Origin of the sequence: Streptomyces malaysiensis subsp. malaysiensis (assembly GCF_040653035.1) — a bacterium.
GTDB lineage: Bacteria > Actinomycetota > Actinomycetes > Streptomycetales > Streptomycetaceae > Streptomyces > Streptomyces malaysiensis.
In genome coordinates, this window is sequence record NZ_JBEZNG010000035.1 from 35118 (window position 1) to 55956 (window position 20839).

Annotated in this window: 18 protein-coding genes; 6 read left to right on the forward strand and 12 right to left on the reverse strand. The window is 71.8% G+C overall.

The features are described 5' to 3' along the window. Positions 1-163 precede the first annotated feature (163 nt). Both AB0E24_RS40595 and AB0E24_RS40600 read right to left on the reverse strand, forming a co-directional pair. Positions 164-3091, reverse strand: a complete 2928-nt coding sequence (locus AB0E24_RS40595) for an alpha-glucuronidase family glycosyl hydrolase (RefSeq protein ID WP_359384670.1) — start codon at positions 3089-3091, stop codon at positions 164-166. A 269-nt stretch (positions 3092-3360) separates the two neighbouring features. Beyond that, on the reverse strand, positions 3361-4221 hold the full coding sequence (locus AB0E24_RS40600) for a LysR family transcriptional regulator (RefSeq protein WP_359384672.1): 861 nt from the start codon (positions 4219-4221) through the stop codon (positions 3361-3363). 147 nt (positions 4222-4368) lie between these two features. On the opposite strand from AB0E24_RS40600, the gene AB0E24_RS40605 reads away from it, so the two are divergent. Together AB0E24_RS40605 and AB0E24_RS40610 are read left to right on the forward strand one after the other, a co-directional pair. Then, complete coding sequence (locus tag AB0E24_RS40605) at positions 4369-5337, forward strand: NADP-dependent oxidoreductase (protein WP_359384674.1); 969 nt, start codon at positions 4369-4371, stop codon at positions 5335-5337. A 214-nt stretch (positions 5338-5551) separates the two neighbouring features. Then, the gene (locus tag AB0E24_RS40610) at positions 5552-6727 is read left to right on the forward strand and encodes a PP2C family protein-serine/threonine phosphatase (protein WP_250849362.1); all 1176 of its coding nucleotides are present in this window, start codon (positions 5552-5554) and stop codon (positions 6725-6727) included. 175 nt (positions 6728-6902) lie between these two features. Here the strand turns inward: AB0E24_RS40610 and AB0E24_RS40615 are convergent, their stop codons facing one another. Further along, on the reverse strand, positions 6903-8012 hold the full coding sequence (locus AB0E24_RS40615) for a mandelate racemase/muconate lactonizing enzyme family protein (RefSeq protein WP_174886101.1): 1110 nt from the start codon (positions 8010-8012) through the stop codon (positions 6903-6905). A 15-nt stretch (positions 8013-8027) separates the two neighbouring features. After that, positions 8028-8810, reverse strand: coding sequence for a creatininase family protein (locus tag AB0E24_RS40620; protein WP_079153796.1), 783 nt, complete (start codon positions 8808-8810; stop codon positions 8028-8030). Between AB0E24_RS40620 and AB0E24_RS40625 the strand changes: the two genes are divergently transcribed. Next, positions 8809-9774, forward strand: coding sequence for an ROK family protein (locus AB0E24_RS40625; RefSeq protein WP_404820427.1), 966 nt, complete (start codon positions 8809-8811; stop codon positions 9772-9774). The genes AB0E24_RS40620 and AB0E24_RS40625 overlap by 2 nt on opposite strands. Here AB0E24_RS40625 and AB0E24_RS40630 read toward each other — a convergent pair. From AB0E24_RS40630 to AB0E24_RS40650, 5 genes are read right to left on the reverse strand one after another with little or no spacing between them, the layout of a single operon-like run. Continuing rightward, positions 9761-10621 carry an ATP-binding cassette domain-containing protein gene (locus tag AB0E24_RS40630; RefSeq protein ID WP_359384677.1) on the reverse strand — a complete coding sequence of 287 codons (861 nt, stop codon included), beginning with the start codon at positions 10619-10621 and terminating at the stop codon, positions 9761-9763. The two genes, AB0E24_RS40625 and AB0E24_RS40630, sit on opposite strands and share 14 nt — an antisense overlap. Beyond that, complete coding sequence (locus AB0E24_RS40635; RefSeq protein ID WP_069874325.1) at positions 10618-11427, reverse strand: ATP-binding cassette domain-containing protein; 810 nt, start codon at positions 11425-11427, stop codon at positions 10618-10620. Before AB0E24_RS40635 ends, AB0E24_RS40630 begins: the two co-directional genes overlap by 4 nt. Next, positions 11424-12260, reverse strand: a complete 837-nt coding sequence (locus AB0E24_RS40640; RefSeq protein WP_069874322.1) for an ABC transporter permease — start codon at positions 12258-12260, stop codon at positions 11424-11426. Before AB0E24_RS40640 ends, AB0E24_RS40635 begins: the two co-directional genes overlap by 4 nt. Next, positions 12257-13231, reverse strand: coding sequence for an ABC transporter permease (locus tag AB0E24_RS40645; protein WP_069874320.1), 975 nt, complete (start codon positions 13229-13231; stop codon positions 12257-12259). The genes AB0E24_RS40640 and AB0E24_RS40645 overlap by 4 nt, the downstream gene beginning before the upstream one ends. Next, positions 13228-14760: an ABC transporter substrate-binding protein gene (locus tag AB0E24_RS40650; protein ID WP_099016220.1), complete on the reverse strand. Its 1533-nt coding sequence runs from the start codon at positions 14758-14760 to the stop codon at positions 13228-13230. Before AB0E24_RS40650 ends, AB0E24_RS40645 begins: the two co-directional genes overlap by 4 nt. Positions 14761-14855: 95 nt before the next feature. Between AB0E24_RS40650 and AB0E24_RS40655 the strand changes: the two genes are divergently transcribed. Together AB0E24_RS40655 and AB0E24_RS40660 are read left to right on the forward strand one after the other, a co-directional pair. After that, positions 14856-15689, forward strand: coding sequence for an IclR family transcriptional regulator (locus AB0E24_RS40655; protein ID WP_100805043.1), 834 nt, complete (start codon positions 14856-14858; stop codon positions 15687-15689). A gap of 179 nt (positions 15690-15868) precedes the next feature. Continuing rightward, on the forward strand, positions 15869-17020 hold the full coding sequence (locus AB0E24_RS40660; RefSeq protein ID WP_359384681.1) for a serine hydrolase domain-containing protein: 1152 nt from the start codon (positions 15869-15871) through the stop codon (positions 17018-17020). Here the strand turns inward: AB0E24_RS40660 and AB0E24_RS40665 are convergent. From AB0E24_RS40665 to AB0E24_RS40675, 3 genes are read right to left on the reverse strand one after another with little or no spacing between them, the layout of a single operon-like run. Next, positions 16996-17469 (reverse strand): winged helix-turn-helix transcriptional regulator, encoded by a 474-nt coding sequence (locus AB0E24_RS40665; RefSeq protein ID WP_093704690.1) that lies wholly within the window; start codon positions 17467-17469, stop codon positions 16996-16998. The two genes, AB0E24_RS40660 and AB0E24_RS40665, sit on opposite strands and share 25 nt — an antisense overlap. After that, on the reverse strand, positions 17453-18508 hold the full coding sequence (locus tag AB0E24_RS40670; RefSeq protein WP_359384682.1) for an LLM class F420-dependent oxidoreductase: 1056 nt from the start codon (positions 18506-18508) through the stop codon (positions 17453-17455). The genes AB0E24_RS40665 and AB0E24_RS40670 overlap by 17 nt, the downstream gene beginning before the upstream one ends. Beyond that, positions 18505-19677 carry an acyl-CoA dehydrogenase family protein gene (locus AB0E24_RS40675; protein ID WP_359384684.1) on the reverse strand — a complete coding sequence of 391 codons (1173 nt, stop codon included), beginning with the start codon at positions 19675-19677 and terminating at the stop codon, positions 18505-18507. Before AB0E24_RS40675 ends, AB0E24_RS40670 begins: the two co-directional genes overlap by 4 nt. Positions 19678-19840: 163 nt before the next feature. Here AB0E24_RS40675 and AB0E24_RS40680 point away from each other — a divergent pair, with 163 nt between their 5' ends. Further along, positions 19841-20839 carry an NADP-dependent oxidoreductase gene (locus AB0E24_RS40680; RefSeq protein ID WP_093704684.1) on the forward strand — a complete coding sequence of 333 codons (999 nt, stop codon included), beginning with the start codon at positions 19841-19843 and terminating at the stop codon, positions 20837-20839.

A 20839-nucleotide genomic window follows, 5' to 3' on the forward strand; every position in this document is an offset into this window, starting at 1 on the left:
GTCCTGAGCCACACCCCCAGTCTAGAACCGGACCCGGGCGTGCGGCCTGATCAGCGGCCCTTTGTGCGCGTAGCGTGCCGATGCCGCTACCGACGGATATAACGATGCCGCCCGGCAACGCGCTGGGCGCGGTACCGGGCGGAACGTGTACCCCAGACAGGCCCTAGACCCGACTCCGGTCGTCCGCCAGTACCACGCAGGCGCTGAGATGCCAGGTCTCGCGCTCGTTCGCGGACAGTTCCAGGTCCACCGCGCGTCCGGAGGATCCGCCGTCCAACGGGATCCGGAGCCAGGTGAACTCCCGGCCGTCGAGCTGCTCACTGCGGGCCTTCTCGACCCCGTTCACACGGACGATCAGCGACCTGTTAAAGGTATTGGGGTCGCCGGTGAGCAGATGCGCGGTGCAGGGTCCGGCGGGCAGCCTCAGCCGCAGCACGGCCGGGGCGCTGTCGCGTACGTAGTCCCGGCGGACGACATCGAACAGTCCGGTGTCCGTGGCGTCGGGTGTGTTGCCGACCCAGCCGAAGTCGGCGCCCTCGTGCCAGCCGCCGGCCGGTGAGAGCCGGGTGTAGCCCGTCAGCACCGGCGCCGAGTCGGGCCCGGCGTCCAGCGCGTGTACGCATCGTGCGGCGGGCGGGACGACGACGACCTTGGCCAGGCTGCGCAGCGAGGAGTCGAGCACCCGCACCGTGCCCGACCTCGGGCGCGCGTGCAGTGTGGCGAGCGCGGGGGCGGACGGCGGCACGACGGGCATCTTCACCGTCTCGCCCTCCCGCGAGGCCACGTAAGCGGTCGCCTCCTCGGACCGCCAGCCCTCGGGTACCTCCAGCGTGGTCACCGTGCGCAGCCCGGCGCCCGTGGCGTTGACCACCTGCACCGGCAGTTCGTTGCGCTCCCCGCCCAGCAGCGCCGTGTCGGCCGGGGCGACGATCGCCTGGAGCCAGCCGCGGCGCTCATCGCGGATCCGGCTCAGGTCGAACCAGTAGGCGACCAGGGTGTCCCGCCACTGGGCGGCCCCGGTGAGCTGCTCCCCGAACTGGCGGTGCACATCGGTGAACCGCCGGAGGTCGACACGGCGGCGCAGCCCCTCCCACTCCGTGCGCATGTCCGCCACCCGCGCCGCGCCGGAGAAGTGGGTGTCGTAGATGTGCTGGATCACGGTCTTTCCACTGGCCAGCCGGTGGGTGTACGGGACGTGGTGGAGGAAGAGGAGCAGTTCCTCCGGGCAGTTCTCCAGCGACTCGTAGGCGTCCCGGGTCGCCGGTGCGTACAGCTCGGTGAAACCGTCGCCGGTGGCGGCGGTGCGGTCGTAGCCGATGCCCTCGCGGTCCGACTTGTGGAACTGGGTGGTCGTCGTCGGGCTGGGGTCGAAGTGCCCGGTGACCGAGCCGTCCGGCGGATGGGTGAGGTATCCCGTGCCCAGTGGCGAGGTGTAGTCCTCGTAGGTGTGCCAGGAGTCCAGGAGCAGGGCGGAGACCGTCTCGACGACGTGCGGATCGTTGCCGAAGGTCATCCGGGTCCACTCGGTGGCCAGGTCCTGAGCGGACAGGTCCGGGTTCCAGGAGAGCCGTCCGTAGCCATGGGTGTTGGCGGCGGCCAGGTGTGAGCCGGTCCAGTTCCTGGCATCGCCGAAGTTCAGCACTCCGGCGAAGCCGAAGTGCGCGTAGGAGTGCACCCGGCCGGTCACGACACGGGCCACGGTGCTGCCCTCGCCGGCCTTGAGCGTGTCGAAGTCCAGGACTTCCTTCCACTGCGGAACGAGATAGCACAGATGGGTGGCGTGCCCCGTGTACTCCTGTGTCACCTGGAGTTCGATCATCGAGTTGGTCCGTGGCAGCGAGCCGAAGAGGGGGTGGGCGGGCTCGCGGACCTGGAAGTCGATCGGCCCGTTCTTGATCTGCACAATGGCGTTGTCCGCGAACTTCCCGTCCAGCGGTGTGAAGTCGAGGTATGCCTGCCGGTCCCACTTCGCGTCGGTGTCGTGCACGAACGCCCGCCACATCACGATCCCGCCGTACGGTCTCAGCGCGCCCGCCAGCACATTGGCCCCGTCGGCGTGGGTGCGTCCGTAGTCCAACGGCCCGGGGCGGCCCTCGGAGTTGGCCTTCACCAGGAAGCCGCCGAAGTCCTCGATCCTGCCGTAGATCTCCTCCGCCTTCCTCGTCCACCAGGTGCGCACCTCCGGGTCGAAGGGGTCGGCGGTGTCCAGCCCGCCCAGGTCGATGGGGGCGGCGAAGTTGGCCGTGACGTACAGCGCCACTCCGTAGCGGCGCAGAACACCGGCGAGCGCGGCCAGCTTGGTCAGGAACGGCTCGGCGAGGTAGTCCGCGGGTGTGTTGACATTGTTGATCACGGCGCCGTTGATGCCGAGCGAGGCCAGGACACGTGCGTAGTCCGTGTACCGGTCGTCGAGTCGCGGCAGCTCCTCCCAGTCGAAGAAGGACAGGCCCGCATAGCCGCGCTCGATCGAACCGTCCTTGTTGTCCCAGTGGTCGGCCACGCGCAGCGGGGCGGCCGGGCGCTCGGTGAGGTCGACGCGCTCCAGCGGCTGTCGGGTCTGTACGAGACGCAGCAGGTGGAACGCACCGTAGAGCACACCGCGGTCGGCGTGGGCCGCCACCACGGTGAAGTCCACGCCGCGCCGGGTGACCCGGCGGACGATGTAGCCCTCGTCGCCGAGCTCGGCCAGGTCGGCCGCGGGGACGAGCTCCCGGACCAGGGGTGAACTCGCCGGGGTGCCCACCACGAGTGCCGCGTGGGAGGGGGCGTCGGCGCGTGGCCGCACCCGGGTGCCGAGCAGCCCGGTGAGCCCGCGGGCCAACTCGTCCGCCGCGGACCGCTGGAGGGGGCCGCCTCCCTGTCGGACCAGGGTTCCCAAGGCGGCCCGGTACCGCTTGAGTTGACCGGGGTCCTCCACCCGCCGGTACCGCAGCCACAGGTCGTACCCGTCCTCGGCGGGCAGTGCGGACGCCGGTGGTTCGGCGCCGGGGACCGGCTGCGCGGAGGCGGGTGAGGAGAGACCGAGCGAACCGACCGTGCTTCCCAGAGCGGCCGCGGACAGAATGCTGCGGCGCCGTATTCCTGAGCTCATGAGTCCCACTTCCGTTGCGGAACGAACAGTGCACATCCAGGTCAGGACCACGCCCCGCCACCGTCACACGCGGTACGACAGGTGTCAACACAATGAACCACAAAGGAACATGGCGACCTTGGGTACGCAACGCCCCTGGTTCATCAGTGAATTGATCGTGCCGTGTCCATGCGCGAGTTCGGCACGGTATGACGGGAGGATCTCCGCATACATGAACGCCGGTCGTGTATGCCAACGATCAAAATCAAACACACCTGAAGGAGCGTCAGCTACGACGGCGGGCTCATGCCGCGCTGCTGGGCGACGGTGGTCGCCGCGCGGACCAGCGTGGCCACGCCTCGGCTGCGGGAGTGCTCGGGCCAGGCGATGACCAGGGTGGCCGGAGGGCAGTCCTCGATGGGTGCGTAGACCACCGCGGGCCGGGGGTATCTGGCGGCAACCGAGCTCGGAAGTACGGTGATCGCTTTGCCGAGCGCCACGAGCGCGAGCAACTGCGCCAGGTCCTGCACGCCCTGCTTGTCGATGTCGCGTTCCGCTCGTTCGTCGACGTCCTCGGGGTCGATGTCGAGATCGGCGAGTCGTAGCCGCGGGGCTCCGGCGAGGGCGTGGTCGGCGGGCAGCGCCGCCACACGGGGTTCGGTGGCCACGATGTCGGCGTCGATTCCCTGTGGATCGTAGGGCTCGAACATGAGCGCGACATCGGCTTCGCCTGTCCGCAACAGCCGAGTGTGCTCCTTCCAGCCGCACAGACGCACCGCGACGGGTTCGGCGCCGGGCTCGGCGGCCACCGCGGCGAGGGTGTCTTGCAGCAGCCCCCCATCGGCGTCGGCCTTGACCGCGAGCAGCACGCTGCGATGAGGCTCGGACGCGCGCACGGCACGGCGGACCGCCGCGTCGAGGGCTTCGAGCGCGGGCCGGGCCTGAGCCAGCAGTACCGCGCCGGACTCGGTCAGCTCCACCACCCGTGTCGAACGTTCGAAAAGGCGCGCGCCGATGTCGGCCTCGAGGTTGCGGATCGCTCGTGACAGCGCGGGGCCCGCGATGCCGAGCCGCCGTGCGGCGCGAGTGAAGTTGCGCTCCTCCGCCACCGCGACGAAGTACCGCAGGGGCCGGGACTCCGCTGCTGCCATGCTCCCCACATTACTGCCTCATCGGCATCGCCATTGCTACCCATGGGGTCATAGTCGCTGCTGGATCGGTCCTTCTCCGGAGCCTTGCGCCGACCGCAGGCTGGTGCCGCCGCGATGCGGTGAATGCTCGGCGAAATGGGAGAGAACATGCGAGCGATTGGTATCGAGCGGTTCGGCGACACCCCGGAACTGAGGGAGCTGCCCGTGCCCGAACCCGCCTGGGGGCAGGTGCAGGTCGCCATCGAGGCAGCGGCGATCAACCCCCTGGACATGGCCATTGCCTCCGGGTCGCTGAGGACGCTCGGGGAGTACCGGTTCCCGCTCACGCTCGGCATGGACGGCGCCGGTACCGTCACCGCCATCGGCGGTGGAATCACCGAGTACCGCGTCGGCGACCGCGTCTTCGGCCAGTTCTGGAGCCAGCCGTTGGAGTTCGGCACCTTCGCGGAGGTCTGTGTCGTACAGGAGGCCCCCGCGTTCGGTGCGCTGGCAGCCATTCCCGACGACATACCGAGCCAGGTGGCCGCCGCGCTTCCGACCTCGGGCATGACCGCGCTCGGCGCGATCGACCACACACATGTGCCCGAGGGCGGCACACTGCTCGTCATCGGCGCCACGGGCGGGGTCGGCACCTTCGTCGTGCAGACCGCCGCCGCCCGTGGGATCAAGGTCATCGCAACGGCCGCCGCCCACCTCGCCGATCAGGTACGAGGACTCGGCGCCGACGAGATCGTCATCCGCGGAGAGCAGCCGATCGAGGAGGCTCTGAACAAGATCGCGCCCGACGGCGTGGACGCGATCATCGACGCCGTCGGCGACCACCGCATCACCAGCGCCGTGGCCACCGCCGTGCGGGACGGCGGCTCGCTGCTGTCCACCGCATTCGGCCTCGACCAGCGGCTTCTCGACGACAGCCGCATCCACACCGCCAACTACCGGCTCGATCGCAAACCCGAACGGCTCGCCGAGCTCACCAGGCTGGCCACGGCGGGCACCATCCGCCCCGTCATCGGCACGGCACTCTCCCTCGAAGAGGGACCGGCCGCCCTCACCGGCGGTGCGGGCAGCACTGGGCTGCGCGGCAAAACCGTCCTCGTGATGCGTCATCCCGCGTAGGGCGGCCGGCCTCGGGACGCCACCGTCGCCCCATGGCGCCGCGGTGCGGTGATCCGCGCGGGCGCTTGGTGGCGCCCCTTCACCCCCGCCCGCCACCGATCGGGCGGTGATCGGCGTGGGGGCCGTACTCCTGCCGTGCCGTCGGGTATGGCGGTACCGGCGGGAGAGCCCTCTCTCCCCACTGTGGCGGGACACCGGAGCGGGAGATGAGCGGATGGCAGGCGAGATGAGGTCCGGTGGCCCCGGAGCCGGTGACCCGGGAGCCGGTGCGCGCCGGAATGTGGTGGGCGGGCCGGAGGAGCGGGCGCGCGGTGGCTGGGCCGGGGTGCTCGTCATGGTTCCGGTGCTGCTGCTGATCGGCGGTGTGGTGCTGGACGCCTTCGGGCCGGTGCCGTACGGCGGGCTCCCCCTGTTGTCCGCCGCTCCGCTCGCGGCCTGCATGGTGCTGACGTTCCGGGGCGCGGCGATCACCGCGGCCGGCGCGTGTGTGGTGTCGGTGTGTGTGGACGTGCTGGTGGGCCGCCCGCTGACGGCGCTCGTGGTGGATCTGCTGGACGTGGCGGTGATCAGCGGAATCGCGCTGTGGCTGAAGTGGGTGGTCCAGAGCCAGGGGCAGCGCTTCGCCGCGGTGCGCGCCGTGGCCGAGGTGGCGCAGCGGGCGGTCCTGCCACCGCCGCCCGCACGGGTGGGGGCGGTGTCGGTGGCCACCCGCTACGAGTGTGCGTACGCGGAGGCGCTGATCGGCGGTGACTTCTACGCGGTGCGCGGTTCGCCGTTCGGGGTGCGGGCGCTGATCGGGGACGTACGGGGCAAGGGGCTGCCCGCCGTGTCCACCATGGCCGTGGCGACCAGCGCTTTCCGTGAGGCGGCGGAGCAGGCGGCCACGTTGCGGGAGCTCGCCGAGTACATGGAGCGGGCTCTGGTCCGGTTCGCGGCGGACGTCGGCGACCAGCCGGACGCACTGGAGCGGTTCGCCACCGCCGTACTGGTCGAGGTCAGCGAGGAGGAGGGGCGGGTGCGGTTGTACCACCGCGGTCATCCGCCGCCGTATCTGATCCGCGGGGGCCGGGTGACGACGCTGGAGCCATCGGTTCCTGGGCTTCCCCTGGGGCTGGGGATGCCGGAGGGCGTCGGCGCCTCCGGCTGTGACATCTTCCCCTTCCACCAGGGGGACTATCTGCTGCTGGTGACCGACGGTGTCACCGAGGCGCGCGACCGGCACGGGGTCTTCTACGAACCCCGCACGAGACTGGCCGATCGGGAGTTCCGCACCGCGTCGGAGGTGGTGGACACGCTCGCCGCGGATGTCACCGACTGGACCGGGGGCCAGCGGCACGACGACATGGCAATCGTGGTCCTCACACCGCTTTCCGCCCGGTCACCGGACTAGGCAGGTCGGAGGAAGTCCGCTACGGCTCGGGCAGCGCCCCGAAGGGGCGCGGGGCTGTGTCGATATGCGGCTCCGCCGCGGCTGTGTTGATATGCGGCTCCGCCGCGTGGGACCAGCCACGACGGCGCTGCGGTCGGCCGACGACGCATCGCGACACTTCCAGCGGAGCGCTTGGTCATCCCGTCAGGTCGCCCTCCCGCTCGTTCACCGCCGCGTAGTGCCGCAGCTTCTCCTCGTCGACGCGTACGCCCAGGCCCGGGCCCTGCGGGACGGTGAGGCGGCCGTCGATGAGCGGGATCGGATCGGCGATGTCATCGGCGTGCAGGTAGTACATGCTGTCGATGGCGCGGCTGAGCACCGGAGTGCTGGCGACCACGGCGAGGTGGGCGGCGGTGGCTATGCCGAGCTCGCCGCCGCTGTGCAGGTTCATGCCGAGGCCGAAGGTCTCGCAGTGGGCGGCGAGGGCCTTGGTCGGTGCGATACCGCCCCACTTGTAGACATCGCCGTGGACGATGTCCACCGCGCCGAGCCGCACCGCCGGTGCGAAGTCCTCGAAGCGGACGACACACATATTGGTGCACAGCGGGATGCGCACCTTGCTCCGCACCTGGCTCATGCCCTCGATACCGGGGCACGGGTCCTCCAGGTACTCCAGGTTCAGGTCCTCCAGCTTGATGCCCGCGCGTACCGAATCCGGCACCGACCAGGCGGCGTTGGGGTCGACGCGCAGCTCGGTGTCCGGCAGCGCGGCACGCAGCGCGCGGAGGTTGGCGACATCGCCGTCCACATCGCCGGTGCCCTTGAGCTTGACCGCCCGGAAGCCGCCCTCGGCGACCACCCGGCCGGCGTGCTCGGCGAGGGCCTCCGGGGTGGCGCCGTCGGCGCGGGTGACCAGCGCGGTGAGCGGCACGGTGTCGCGTACCGCCCCGCCGAGCAGATCGGTGAGCGAATGGCCGGTGGCCTTGCCCATGGCGTCCCAGCAGGCCACGTCCAGGGCGGCGATGGCGGCGTAGCCGAGGTAGCCGTGGAAGAACGGCACCATGTGCTGCTTGCGGTGGAAGGACTCCAGGGCGAACGGGCTGGTGCCGATGAGGTCGGGCGCCAGCTTGCGGACCAGCGCGGCCACCGGCCGCCCCCACATCGTCTCGCCCCAGCCCTCCACCCCCTCGTCGGTCCGGATCCGGACCACGGTGCGGGTCTCACCGGTCTTGGTCTCGAAGGAGCTGGTGAACGGGGAGGTGAGGGGGAGGTTCACGACCCAGACGTCGACGTGTGTGACCTTCATGTGCGGGGTTCCTCCTCAGATGGCGCCGGGTGCGGTCGCTTCGGCGAATGCCCGGATCGCCCGGGCCAGTTCGGTGGCGCGGATGGTCAGCCCGCCCGGGTCGGGGCGGGCGGCGGACGGATCGTCGGTCATCCCGCCCACCCGTGCCCACTCGCCGTGCCGCTCGGCGGTGAGACCGGGGTGCGGCGGGGCGGCGAAGAGCGGCGGGGCGCCGGCGGGGGTGTGTGGCTCGATGGGGGTACGGACCAGGTCCGGGTGGGCGGCGAGCATGAGGGAGGTCTCGTAGCGGCCGGCGTGCCCGGGGTTCTCCGGCGCCTCGCCGAGGCTCCAGTAGGAGCAGGCCGCGAACGCGCCCTCGGCGCGGAGCGCGTGCTCCTTGACCGCCAGGCGCATGATCTCGTCATTGCCGCCGTGGCCGTTGACGATCATGATGCGTCGGAAGCCGCTCTCGGTGAGGGACCGCAGGACGTCGGCGAGTACCGCCGCCAGGGTGCTCGCCGACAGCGACACCGCGGCCGCGAAGAGGTGGTGCGGGCTGTGTCCGTACGGCAGGGCGGGCAGGCGTACGACCGGCGGGCCGTCGCCCGCCAGCAGTTCGGCCGCCCGGTCCACCACCGCGGTCACCAGCAGCGTGTCGGTGCCCATCGGCAGATGTGCGCCGTGCTGTTCCTGGGAGCCGATGGGCATCAGGGCGATGGCGCCCGCGCCCGCGGTCCGGGCCTCGCGCCAGGTGAGTTCGGTCAGATGCGGCAACGTGGTACTACCTCCTCGGTTCCTGCCGTGGCAGAGTCTGCGCATGGCTGCACTCGCCCCCGACGGCGGACGCCCCCGGCTCCGCCTGGTGCCCGATCCCCCGGCCGCTCCCGCCCGCCCGCTGCTGGGCGCGGTCGAGATGCTGCCCGGACAGGTGCGCGCGGCGCTGGTCGACCGCGCCGGGAAACTGCTGCGCCGTACCGCGGCCGGTTTCGACCCGGCGGCGCGGGAGGCGGCCGGTGTGGACGCGGCGGTGCGGCAGGCCGCCGGGGAGTGCTTCGACGGGTGTGAGCTGACCGGTGTCGGTGTGGCCGCGGCCGGTCTGGTGGACCCGGAGCGGGGCAGCTTCATCGAGGTCAACGAGGTGCCGGCGCTGCGCGGCTACCCGGTCGCGGAGGTGCTGCGGCGGGCGCTGGGGGTGCCGGTCTACGTCGAGCACCGGGCCCGGCTCCAGGTGCTGGGCGACCGGTGGTTCGGGGCGGGCCGTGGCCTTGAGTCCTTCGCCTCGGTGTCCACCGGCGAGGTGCTGGGTGTCGGGGTGTTCTTCGACGGTGAGTTGCTGGCCCCGCACGGTGGCCGCAGCGGCGCTCATATGACGGTGCTGGCCGGTGGCGAGCTGTGCACCTGCGGGGCGCGCGGCTGCTGGAAGACGGTGGCCACGACGCGCTGGCTGCGGCAGCGGGCGCGGGCGGCGGGGCTGGGCGCCGAGGTGACGCTCGCGGAGCTGGTGCGACGCGGGGACGGTGGCCGGCCGGTGGTCGAGGAGTACGCGGACAACCTCGCGCTCGGCCTGGTGAACATCCAGCAGCTCTTCGCCCCCGGCCTCTTCGTGCTGCACGGCGAGGCCGTCGAGGGCGGGGAGGGGTTCCGGGCCCGGGTCGAGGAGCGGCTGCGGCGGGACAGCGGCTGGTCGACGGCGGCCCCGCCGCGGGTGGTGCTGGGCGAGGCGGGCCGGCCGGACGATGTGGCGCTGCTCGGGGGTGCGGGGCTGGTCCTCACCCACCGCTAGTCCCGGTGCCGGTCCCGGCCCTGGTCCGGTACGCGTCGGGCCGTGGTACGGCGGCCAGCAGCTCGCGGGTGTACGGGTGGCGAGGAGCCCCCAGCACGGCGCTCGTCTCCCCGCACTCGACCACCTTGCCGTACCGCAGCACCGCCACCCGGTCGGCGATCTGCCGGACCACGGCGAGGTTGTGCGAGACGAACACGTAGGTCAGGCCGTGCTGTCGCTGGAGCTCGACCAGCAGGTCGAGGACCTGGGACTGGACGGAGACATCGAGGGCGCTGGTCGGCTCGTCGAGCACCACGAGCCGTGGCGCGGGCGCCAGCGCACGGGCGATGGAGATGCGCTGGCGCTGTCCGCCGGAGAACTCGTGCGGGTACCGGTCCTGCAACCCCGCCGACAGTCCGACCGACTCCAGCAGCTCGCCGACGCGTTCCCGCCGCCTCGTCCGGGCGCGCCGTCCGCGGTAGGCGGCGTCATGGGTGACCAGCGGCTCGGCCACGATATCGGTGACCTTCATCCGCGGATTCATGCTCGAGTACGGGTCCTGGAGCACGACCTGCATCCCGGCCCGTATCGCGCGCAGCTCGGCCGGTGACAGTCCGGCGAGGTCCTGGCCGTCGAAGCGGACCGTCCCGGCGGTGGGGTCCAGCAGCCCCAGCAGCAGCCGGGTCAGTGTCGTCTTCCCGGAGCCGGACTCGCCGACGAGGGCGAGGGTCTCGCCCTCCGCCACGGTGAGCGTGACGTCGTCGACGGCGATCGTGCGGGCGGCGCCGGGTCCGGTGAACTCCTTTGACAGGCCGTCGAGTTCGAGCAGTGGCGTCTTCGCGGGTGTCCTCGTCCTGGCGGTCGTCATGATGTCGGCTCCAGTCGCGGGGTGGCGGCCAGCAGATCGCGGGTGTACTGCTCGCGGGGCGCCTCGAAGACCTCGGCCACGGTGCCGTGCTCCACGACCCGGCCGGCGTTCATCACCACGACCCGGTCGGCGGTCTCCGCGACCACCCCGAGGTCGTGCGTGACCAGCACCACCGCCATACCGTGCCGGGCGCGCAGATCGGCGAGGAGGTCCAGGATCTGCCGCTGTACGGTGACGTCCAGCGCGGTGGTCGGCTCGTCGGCGATGAGCACCCGTGGCCGGCCGACCAGGGCTGTCGCGATCATCACGCGCTGGCGCAGCCCGCCGGACAGCTCGTGCGGGTACTGCCGCGCCCGCAGCTCCGGATCCGGGATACCGACCTCCGCCAGCGCCCGTACCGCCTCCGTCCGGGCCCCGGCGCGTGTGGCCCCGCGGTGCCGGCGCAGCACCTCGGCCACCTGGTTGCCGACCCGCTGGAGCGGGTCGAGGCTGGTCATCGGGTCCTGGAAGACCATCGAGACGTCGTTGCCGCGCACCTCGCGCAACCGCTTCTCCGGCAGCGCCAGCAGGTCGCGGCCGTCGAGGAGGATCTCGCCGCCCGGGTAGGCGCAGGGCGGCTCGGGGTTGAGCCGCAGCGCGGCGAGCATGGTGGCCGACTTGCCGCTGCCGGATTCGCCGACGACGGCCAGGGTCTCTCCGGCGTGTGCCGTCAGGCTCACACCGCGCACGGCGTGCACGGTGCCGGTGGCGAGCCGGAAGTCGACGTGCAGATCGCGGATCTCGAGCACGGGAGCGTGTGTGGTCATCGGCGGTACGCCTTCGGGTCCGCGACGTCGCGAAGGGCGTCGCCGGTGATGTTGATGGCCAGGGAGGTGAGCATCAGCGCCAGCCCGGGGAAGACCGCGACCCACCATGAGGTGCCCAGATAGAGCTGGCCGTCGGCGAGCATCGAGCCCCAGGTGACCGTCTCCTTGGGCACCCCGAGCCCGAGGTAGCTGAGCGATGCCTCGGCGACGATGGCGGCCGCGATATGCAGCGTGGCGATGGTGGCCAGGTGCGGGAGGACGTTGGGGAGCAGATGCCGGCGCATGATCGTGAGATCCGTGACCCCGGTCGCCCGGGCCTGGGTCACATAGTCCCGGGTGCGCAGCGACAACACCTCGGAGCGGACCACACGGGCGTACGCCACCCAGCCGGTGAAGCCGAGCACCAGCACGACGTTCCACAGCCCGGAGCCGAGGAAGCCGACGATGGCGAGCGCCAACAGCAGGGAAGGGAAGGCGAGTTGGATGTCGGCGAAGCGCATCAGCACCCGGTCCGGCCATCCGCCGCGGAAACCGGCGAACAGCCCGCACACCGCCCCCACCACCCCCGCCAGCAGCGCCGCCCCGATGCCGACGAGGAGCGAGACCCGGGAGCCGTAGATGACGCGGGAGAGCACATCGCGGCCGAGCTGGTCGGTGCCCAGCGGGTGTGCGAGGCTTCCGCCGCCCTCCCACGCCGGGGGCTCGAGCCGGGCGAGGAGCTGCTGCTTGGCGGGGTCGTCCGGGGCGAGCAGGGGCGAGAAGACGGCGGCGATCACCAGCAGCGCGAGGACGCCGAGGGCCACCAGGGCGAGCCGGTTGCGTACGACGGTCATGACTGGGCCCGCACTCTCGGGTCGAGGAGGCTGTAGGAGAGGTCGACAAGGAGGTTGACGATCACGAAGGCGGCGGCGAAGAACAGGACGGCCGCCTGCACCAGCGGGAAGTCCCGGCGCGAGATGGCCTCCACGGTCAGCCGTCCGATGCCCGGCCACGAGAAGACCTGCTCGGTGAGGATCGCCCCGCCGAGCAGCCCGCCGAACTCCAGGCCGATCACGGTGACGGTCGGCAGCGAGGCGTTGCGCAGCCCGTGCGCGAACACCACCTTCGCCGGGCCGAGCCCCTTGGCCCTCGCCGTACGGATGTGGTCCGAGCCGAGGACGTCGATGAGCGAGGAGCGCAGCAGCCGGGCGATGACCGCGATGGAGTAGACGGACAGCGTGACGGCCGGCAGCACCAGATGGGCGAAGGTGCCGTAGCCGGAGGCCGGAAGCACTTTGAGCCGTACCGAGAAGAGCAGGACCAGCAGGATGCCGACCCAGAACGGCGGGGTGGACTGGCCGAGCAGTACCGCCGTCATCACACCGGTGTCGCCGGCCCGGCCACGCCGCGTGGCGGCGTAGATCCCGGCCGGAATGGCGATGACGAGGCTGAGCACCAAGGCACCGGCGGCGAGTTCGAGGGTGGCCGGGATACGGTCGGCGATGACCTGGCCGACCGGCTCGTTGTAGACGAGCGAATCGCCGAGGTCGAGCCGGAGCAGCCCCCACAGGAAGTCGCCGTACTGCGCGATCAGGGGCTGGTCCAGCCCGAGTTGGGCGCGCAGCGTGGCTTCCTGGGCGGCGGTGGCGTCCGGGGGCAGCAGCTGTTTGACCGGGTCGCCGGAGAGCCGCACCAGAAGGAAGGCCAGGGTGGCGGCGGCGAGGAGCACGCCGACGGCGGTGGCGAGGCGGACCAGGATGTGGCGGAGCAGGCCGGACTTCGGCGTGCGGACCGTGACCGCGGGCCGGACGGAGGCGGCCGTCATGTCCTCACCTCCGCGCTCTCCATGGCCAGCGAGCCGTTGACGACCGGTGTCCAGCGCACCCGGGTGGTACGGGCGAGGATGATGTCCTGCTGGTAGAGCGGTACGAACGGGGCCTCACGCTTGATCAGGCGCTGGAGCGCGGTGAACGCGCGCTGCCGGTCTTCGGGGTCCATGGACAGCTCCTCGGCGTCGACGAGCCGGTCCGCCTCCTTCGACACCCACCGGCTCTGCCGCCGGTCATGGCGCACGTTCGACTGCACCATGGACGCGCCGTCGAGCGTCCAGACGGTGGAGGCGGCGAGGTAGACGGGGCCGAGCGCATGCCGGTTGTCGGAGGTGAGGCGGGCGGAGAAGGTGCCCGGGTCGAGCAGCTCGACACGGGCACGGATGCCCGCGCGGTCGAGCAGACCGGAGATGGCCTCGGCCACCTGGGCGTCGTCGTTGGAGGCGGCGAGCGTGGTGGTGAGGCCGTGCGGATGGCCGGCCTCGGCGAGCAGCCGCCTGGCGGTGCGCACGGAGCGCCGGAAGGGCTCGATCGACCGGTCGAAGCCGACGACGCCGTGCGGCAGCATCGCGGGCACCTCGCGGGCCTTGCCGTCCAGGACCGCCTTGATGAGCAGCGGCACATCGATGGCGTGGTTGAGCGCCTGCCGCACACGGCGGTCGCGCAGCGGCCCGGAGGTGGTGTCGAGATTGAGGTACGCGGTCCGCACGCCTTGGTGGTTCTCCAGCTCCACGCCCGCGTAGCCGGACAGCTGCCGGGCGGCGTCCGGGGTGAGGCCGGTGACCAGGTCGACCTCGTCGCTCTGCAACGCGGCCAGCGCGGAGGCGGGGTTGGGCAGTGCGCGGAAGACCAGGCGGTCGGCCCCGGGGGAGCCGTGGAAGTGGCGGCGGTTGGCGCGCAGCCGTAGCTCGCGATCGCGTCGGAAGGACTCGAAGGTGAACGGTCCGGTGCCCACCGGGCGCCGGGCGAAGGCGGCGTCGCCGACGTCGGCGAGGTACTTCGGCGGCACGATCACCCCGCCGAAGAGCGACAGCTTCGCGGGCAGGATCGGGTCGTGCAGTGTGGTGTGCACATCCACGGTGTGGCGGTCGACCACGCGGACCGAGGTCACATACCGCAACTCGACGATGGGCGAGCGCGTCTTCGGATCGAGGATCCGCTCGATGGAGAACTTGACGGCATCGGCGTCGAACTCCTCCCCGTTGTGGAAGCGCACGCCTTCGCGGAGGCGGAAGCGCCACACGGTCCTGGAACGGGGCTCCCAGGAGGTGGCGAGCCGAGCGGCGAGCCGGCCATGAGCGTCCCGGGTGGTGAGGGCGTCGAAGATGTTGATCAGGACGTTCATGGAGAACATGTCGCCCTGTTTGTGCGGGTCGAGGGTGGTGGGGTCGGACGGCTGCGCCACCCGGAGCGTGCCGTCACCGGCCGTGCCCGCGGCCGTGCCGCATCCGGTGAGCGCTGTCGGTGCGGCGATGGCGGGCAGTGCTGCGAGCCCGCCCAGCCGCAGGGCTCTACGGCGTGACATTGATGGAGGAGTCACGATCTGCCCTCCGCGAGATGTTCCGCTGAACAGTTCGATCGTTCCGGCATCCGGAACGCTGATGCGATAAGCTAAGCGACATGCCGAAGCCGGTCAATACCTCCGCGCCGCACCGTGAAGAGCCGACCGCCGCCGCAAAGGGGCCCGTGGACAAGGCACTCGCCGTGCTGGACGCCCTGGTCCAGCCCGATGCCCCGCACCGCCTGGCCGACCTCGCCGCCCATACGGGGCTGTCGAAGCCGACCGTCCACCGCCTGCTGCACACCTTCGCCGAGGCCGGTTACGCGGTCCCGGGCCCCGGCGGCAACTACCAGGCCGGACCGCGCCTGCTGGGGCTCGCCGCCACGGCGCTGGCCGCCAGCCGCGAGCTGGTGCTGGCCCGCCCGGTCCTGGACGATCTGCGGCTGCGCACCGGCCACTTGGCCCACTTCTCGGTGCGGGACGGCGCCGTGGCGGTGCATGTGACGCAGTCGGAGCCCTCGTCCACGTACCGCATACCGCTGACCGCGGGCGGCGAGGTCCCGCTGTACTGCTCGGCGGTGGGCTGGGCGATGTTGTCGGCCCTGCCGTCCCCGACCGCGGCGGAGCTCCTGGGCCGCGAGCGGCTCCCGGCCCGTACGCCACGGACGGTGCGGGACCCAGGGGCCGTGCTCGCGGCCCTGCCCGCCGTGCGCGAGCGGGGCTACGCGGTGGACGACGAATACGCGGAGCAGGATGTCCGCGCCATCGCCGCCCCGGTGCTGGGGCCGGGCGACCGGGTCGCCGGTGCGGTCGGCATCGTCGGGCTGACGTTCACGCTGGACGAGGAGAGCGTGGCGGTGCTGGGGCCGATGGTGCGAGCCGCCGCCGGCACGGTGTCGGCGGCGCTGCGCGGCGGGGCGGGGACGCTGGGGCTCGTACGGGGGCAGGAGTGAGCGGGGCTGTGGGCGGCCGGACCACACAGGGGGCGGAGCAACGAGGGGCGGAGCGGCGGACGGGACCGGCCGGCCCGCCCCCGGCGGACCGGCCGACAGACCCACCGGCGGACCGGCCGACAGACCCACCGGCGGACCGGCCGACAGACCCACCGGCGGACCGACGAGCAGAACCACCGGTGGACCGACCCGCACGGCTCGCGGCGCTCCTGGCGGCCGGTCGCCGGGCCGGGATCTACTCCGCGGCCGCCTGGTCGGTCGGCACCGCGGCCGGACGGGAGACACACGGGCACCTGGGCACACGCCGTTGGGGCGGGACGGAGCTGAACGGCACCGAGCTGTGGGACCTGGCCTCGGTGACGAAACCGATCGTCGGCCTGGCCGCACTGCGGCTGGCCGAGGCGGGAGCGCTACGGCTGGACGACACGGTCGGTGTGTATCTGCCGGAGTACCGCCGGGTGCCGGGCAAGGCGGACATCACCGTCACCCAGCTGCTCACCCACACCTCCGGCCTGCCCGGCGGGACCCCGCTCTGGCGCGCGCACTCCGACCGGGACGGACTGCTGGCCGCCCTCCGCGAGCTGCCGCTCCGCGGGGCACCGGGCACGGTGGTGGAGTACTCCTCCGCGGGTTTCGTCCTCCTCGGCCTGATCCTCGAACGGGCCACTGCCACCGGCCTGGACGAGCTGGTGGCGCAGCAGGTGTGCGAGCCGCTCGGCATGCGTGAGACGGTGTTCGCGCCCGGCCCCGCGGCCCGTGAGCGCGCGGTCTCCACGGAGCTGTGCACCTGGCGCGGCCGCCTGGTGACCGGTCAGGTGCACGATGAGAACGCGGTGGTGCTCGGCGGGGTCTGCGGCCACGCGGGCCTGTTCGCACCGCTGGCCGACATGGACCGGCTTGGCCGGGCGCTCGCCGCGGGCGGCGACGGCCTGCTGAGCGCGTCCGGCTTCGCCCGTATGACCGCCTGTCATACGGAGGGCCTCCCGCTGCGGCGCTGTCTCGGCTGGCAGGGGCGGGACGCGGTGGGGTCACCGGTCGGTACGTCGATGGGCCCGTCCTCGTACGGCCACACGGGCTTCACGGGGACGAGCCTGTGGGTGGACCCGGCGGCGGACGGGGCGGGGACGGACCGGGCGGGAGCGGACGGGACGGGGGCGGAGGGCCGCTACTACATCCTCCTCACCAACCGCGTCCACCCCAGCCGCGGGCCCCGCCGCTTCCCGGCGGTCCGCCGCGCCTTCCACCATCACGCGGCAGCCCTCGCCGGCCCAGCGGATACGGAGGCAGCCGCCGTGGCGAGGCCGGCTCAGGGCGTGTCGCGCGTGGGGTGAACGTTGTGCGCGGTGACGGGTTCCCCGCACTGGTCGCAGATCAGCCTCGGGTGTGTGGGCGATCCGCACACATCGTGTGTCCAGGTCACCGTGGATCGCCCCGCCGGGTCGTCCGGGAGGTAGGTGTTGCCCCATGCCATCAGGATCTGGATCGCCGGGAAGAGATCGAGACCGGCCTGGGTGAGGCGGTATTCGTAGTCGCTGCGGATCGGGCCGCCCGCGTAGCGCTCCCGGCTGAGCAGGCCGACGTCGACCAGCTTGCCGAGCCGGTTCGACAGGGTGGGGCGCGGGATGCCGAGGTTCTGGGCGAACTGTCCGTAACGGTGCACCCCGAAGAAGGCTTCGCGGAGGATCAGCATCATCCATCGCTCGCCGACCAGGTTGAGGGTCCGCGTGACCGAGTCGTCGCCGCGCGGTTCCCGGGGCTGCGCCTCAGCGTTGTCCGTCACTGATCGATCGTATCCCGCCGCCGCCGACCGGCCGTTTCGCCCCGGTCGGTCCTGGGACGAGGTCCGGAGCGTGTTCGCTGATGAAAGCCAAGGTCTCGGCGCCGTCCCGGTCGTCCGCCGTCGTGGGCACCAGCCCGATGTGGTCGGCGCCCGCGTTGAAGTAGGCGTCGATACGCCGCAGTACTTCAGCTCCTGAGCCGATCGCGCCGACGGCCGCCGGAAGTTCGGGCGGAATGTCCTCGACGAGCGTACGGCGGCCGGTGGTGGCACGCGCCTGACGCACGAGGTCGCCGAAGCCGAGTTCGGTGAACATCTCGCCGTAGCCCGGCGGGCGGAGGTAGACGGCCAGCTGCGATGCGAGCTGGCGATAGGTGGCCGGGCCCGGTTCGACGGAGCAGGCGACCCACACCGCGAGCCGCGGCGCGGGCCGCCCGCGGGCCTCGGCGAAGGCGTCGATCGAGGCGCGGACCTGGGCGATGTGCGCCGGCGGCACCAGGTTGAGCACGACCTCATCCGCGGTCTCCGCGGCGACTTCGGTCATACGTGGCCCGAACGCCGCGACGCCGATCATGGAGTCCGGTTGTGGTTGGCGGAGCCGGAAGCCCCGTGTGCGGATGTGGCGGCCGGAGAAGGCGGCCCGTTTCCCGCCGAGGAGTTCGCGCAGCACCGCGACCGACTCCCTGGTGCGCCGGGGGTTGCCGCTCCAGCTGCGGCCGTGCCAGTCGGAGACGATGTGCGGGCTGGACGCTCCCAGCGCCACATCCACATGTGTGCCCGTCAATGTGGCGACGCTGGCGGCCCCCATGGCGATGGCGACGGGGGAGCGCACCCCGACGGCGAGGGGGCCGACCGTCAGCCGGGGGATGGAGGTGCCGCCGGCGACGGCGGTGGCGAGGGCGAACACATCGAAGGTGGCCATCTCGCCCAGCCACAGCCGCTCGAAACCGCGGGCGCTCGCCTGCCGAGCGATCCCGAGGGCTTCCAGATCGGGCCGGTCCAGCCAGTACGGGAGCACCACGCCGAGCGATCGCCGCCTCACAGCTGCGCCACCCGCGTCGGGACCCCGAGCAGGATGCGCCCGGTCGTCTCCCATGTGGCCGGGCTCACCTGGAGGTGGGCGGTGGCGGTGGTCGCGTCCCGGAAGCGGCGCTGGAGCGGTGAGCTGTCGTAGATCGCCGATCCGCCGCCGAGGTCGTACATGGCGCGGACGACCTCCGCCGACGTACGGGCGGCGTGGGCCGCCGCCAGACGCAACCCGGTGCGAAGGCCGAGTGTCACCGTCTCGCCGGTGCACGCCGCCTGCCAGGCGTCGTCGATGGCGGAGTAGAAGAAGGCGCGTGCGGCGCGCAAGGCGGCCTCCGCCTGCCCCACCGCGGCTTGTGTGGCCGGCTTCTCGGCCAGGCTCCGCCGCGAGCCGGTGGCGACCTTGTGGCCCGCGAGGTCCATGAGGTCATCGATCGCCCCGCGTGCGTTGCCCAGGGCGGCCGCGGCGATGGACAGCGCGAAATACCCGTAGATCGGGAATCGGTACAGCGGAGCGTCGATCAGTGGACCGTCGTCCAGCGCCAGAACGCGGTGCGCGGGAACGAACACGTCCTCGGCCACGGCGTCGTGGCTGCCCGTCGCGCGCAGGCCGGACGTGTGCCAGGTGTCGACTATCCGCAGCTGAGCGGTCGGGATCCCGACCGCACGGAGCGTCGGCGCACCGTCCTTGTCGCCGCTGCCGTCGTCCAGGACGCAGCCGCCGAAGAAGTGGTCCGCGTGGGTGATCCCGCTACAGAACGACCAGCGGCCGGAGACGACCACACCTCCGTCGACCGGACGGGCCTTGGCCCGCGGCGCCCACACGCCCGCCGCGATCGCGCGCGGGTCACCGAGGGTTTCGGCGGCGCCCTTCTCCGGCAGGTACGCCGCGAGCAGACTGCTGGTGAGAGCGATCGAGACACACCAGCCGGTGGCCGCGTCGCCCCGCGCGATCGTCTCGGCGCACTCGAGCGAGAGAGCGGGCGGGGCCTGCGCGGCTCCGAGAGTCTCGGGCGCTCCGCAGCGCATCAGCCCGGAGTCACGGAGGGCGTCGATCAGCTCCGGCGCCAGCCGGCGGTCCCGTTCGTTGTCGGCGGCCACGGCCCGCGCCTGGAGACGGATGCGATCCGCCGCCTCTTTGAGGCCGACCCGCCGCGAGTCTGCCTCATGAAGCGTGTGGGGCATGGGAGACCTCTCTCTGACCCAAGTGGTTCATTTGCTTTACTAGTTCAGTAGTTATACTTTCGGCGCCACGGTAGTCAAGTCGAAGGAAGCGGCAGCGAGTTCGCGGCCGCGGGCATCGGGGCGGCCGCGGCAAGGGGACGAAACGCGACGGAGATGGAAACCAATGGACATCAATCACCGGATGGTGCTCACCGCACACCCCGAAGGCGACGTCAAGGACTCCGACTTCGCCCTCACCACCGCCGAGATACCCGCACCAGGTGATGGCCAGGTGGTCGTCAAGGTCGATCTGATCTCCATCGACCCGGCGATGCGGAGCTGGATGAACCCCGGCGCGTCCTATGTGCCGCCCGTGGAGCTCGGCTCCGTCATGAGGGCCGGTGGGATCGGTACGGTCATCGCGTCCCGGCATCCCGACTACGCGATTGGCGACGAGCTCTACGGAGCCTTCGGCGTACAGGAATACGCGCTGTCCGACGGCACGGACCTCCGCGGGGTCGACACCACCCTCGCACCGAAGACGACGTACCTCGGTGCGCTCGGCATCACCGGCCTCACCGCCTACTTCGGTCTCTTCGACGTCGCCCGTATCCAGCGAGGCGACACCGTCGTGGTGTCGGGCGCGGCGGGCGCCGTCGGCAGCGTGGCGGGTCAGCTCGCCAAGATCACCGGCTGCCGCGCCATCGGCATCGCGGGCGGCCCGGAGAAATGCCGGACCCTTGTCGAGACGATCGGCTTCGACGCGGCCATCGACTACAAGACCGACGACGTGCGGAAAGCCTTGCGCGAGCACGCCCCGGGCGGCGTGGACGTGTATTTCGACAATGTCGGCGGCCCGATCCTGGACGCGGTGCTGACCAGGCTCGCGCGCGGGGCACGCATCGTCATCAGCGGCGCGGTGTCCCAATACAACGACCGGCGCCCGAAAGGCCCGGCGAACTACATGTCACTGCTCGTGAACCGGGCATCGATGACCGGCATGGTCGTGTTCGACTATGCGGACCGCTACCCCGAGGCGACCCGACAACTCGCACAGTGGCTTGCGGAAGGCCACTTGACGTCGGCCGAGCACGTGGTGAAAGGCGGTATCGAGGACTTTCCCGGCCTGCTCCGCGGCCTGTTCACCGGAGCCAACACCGGAAAGCTGATCCTGGAGCTGTAG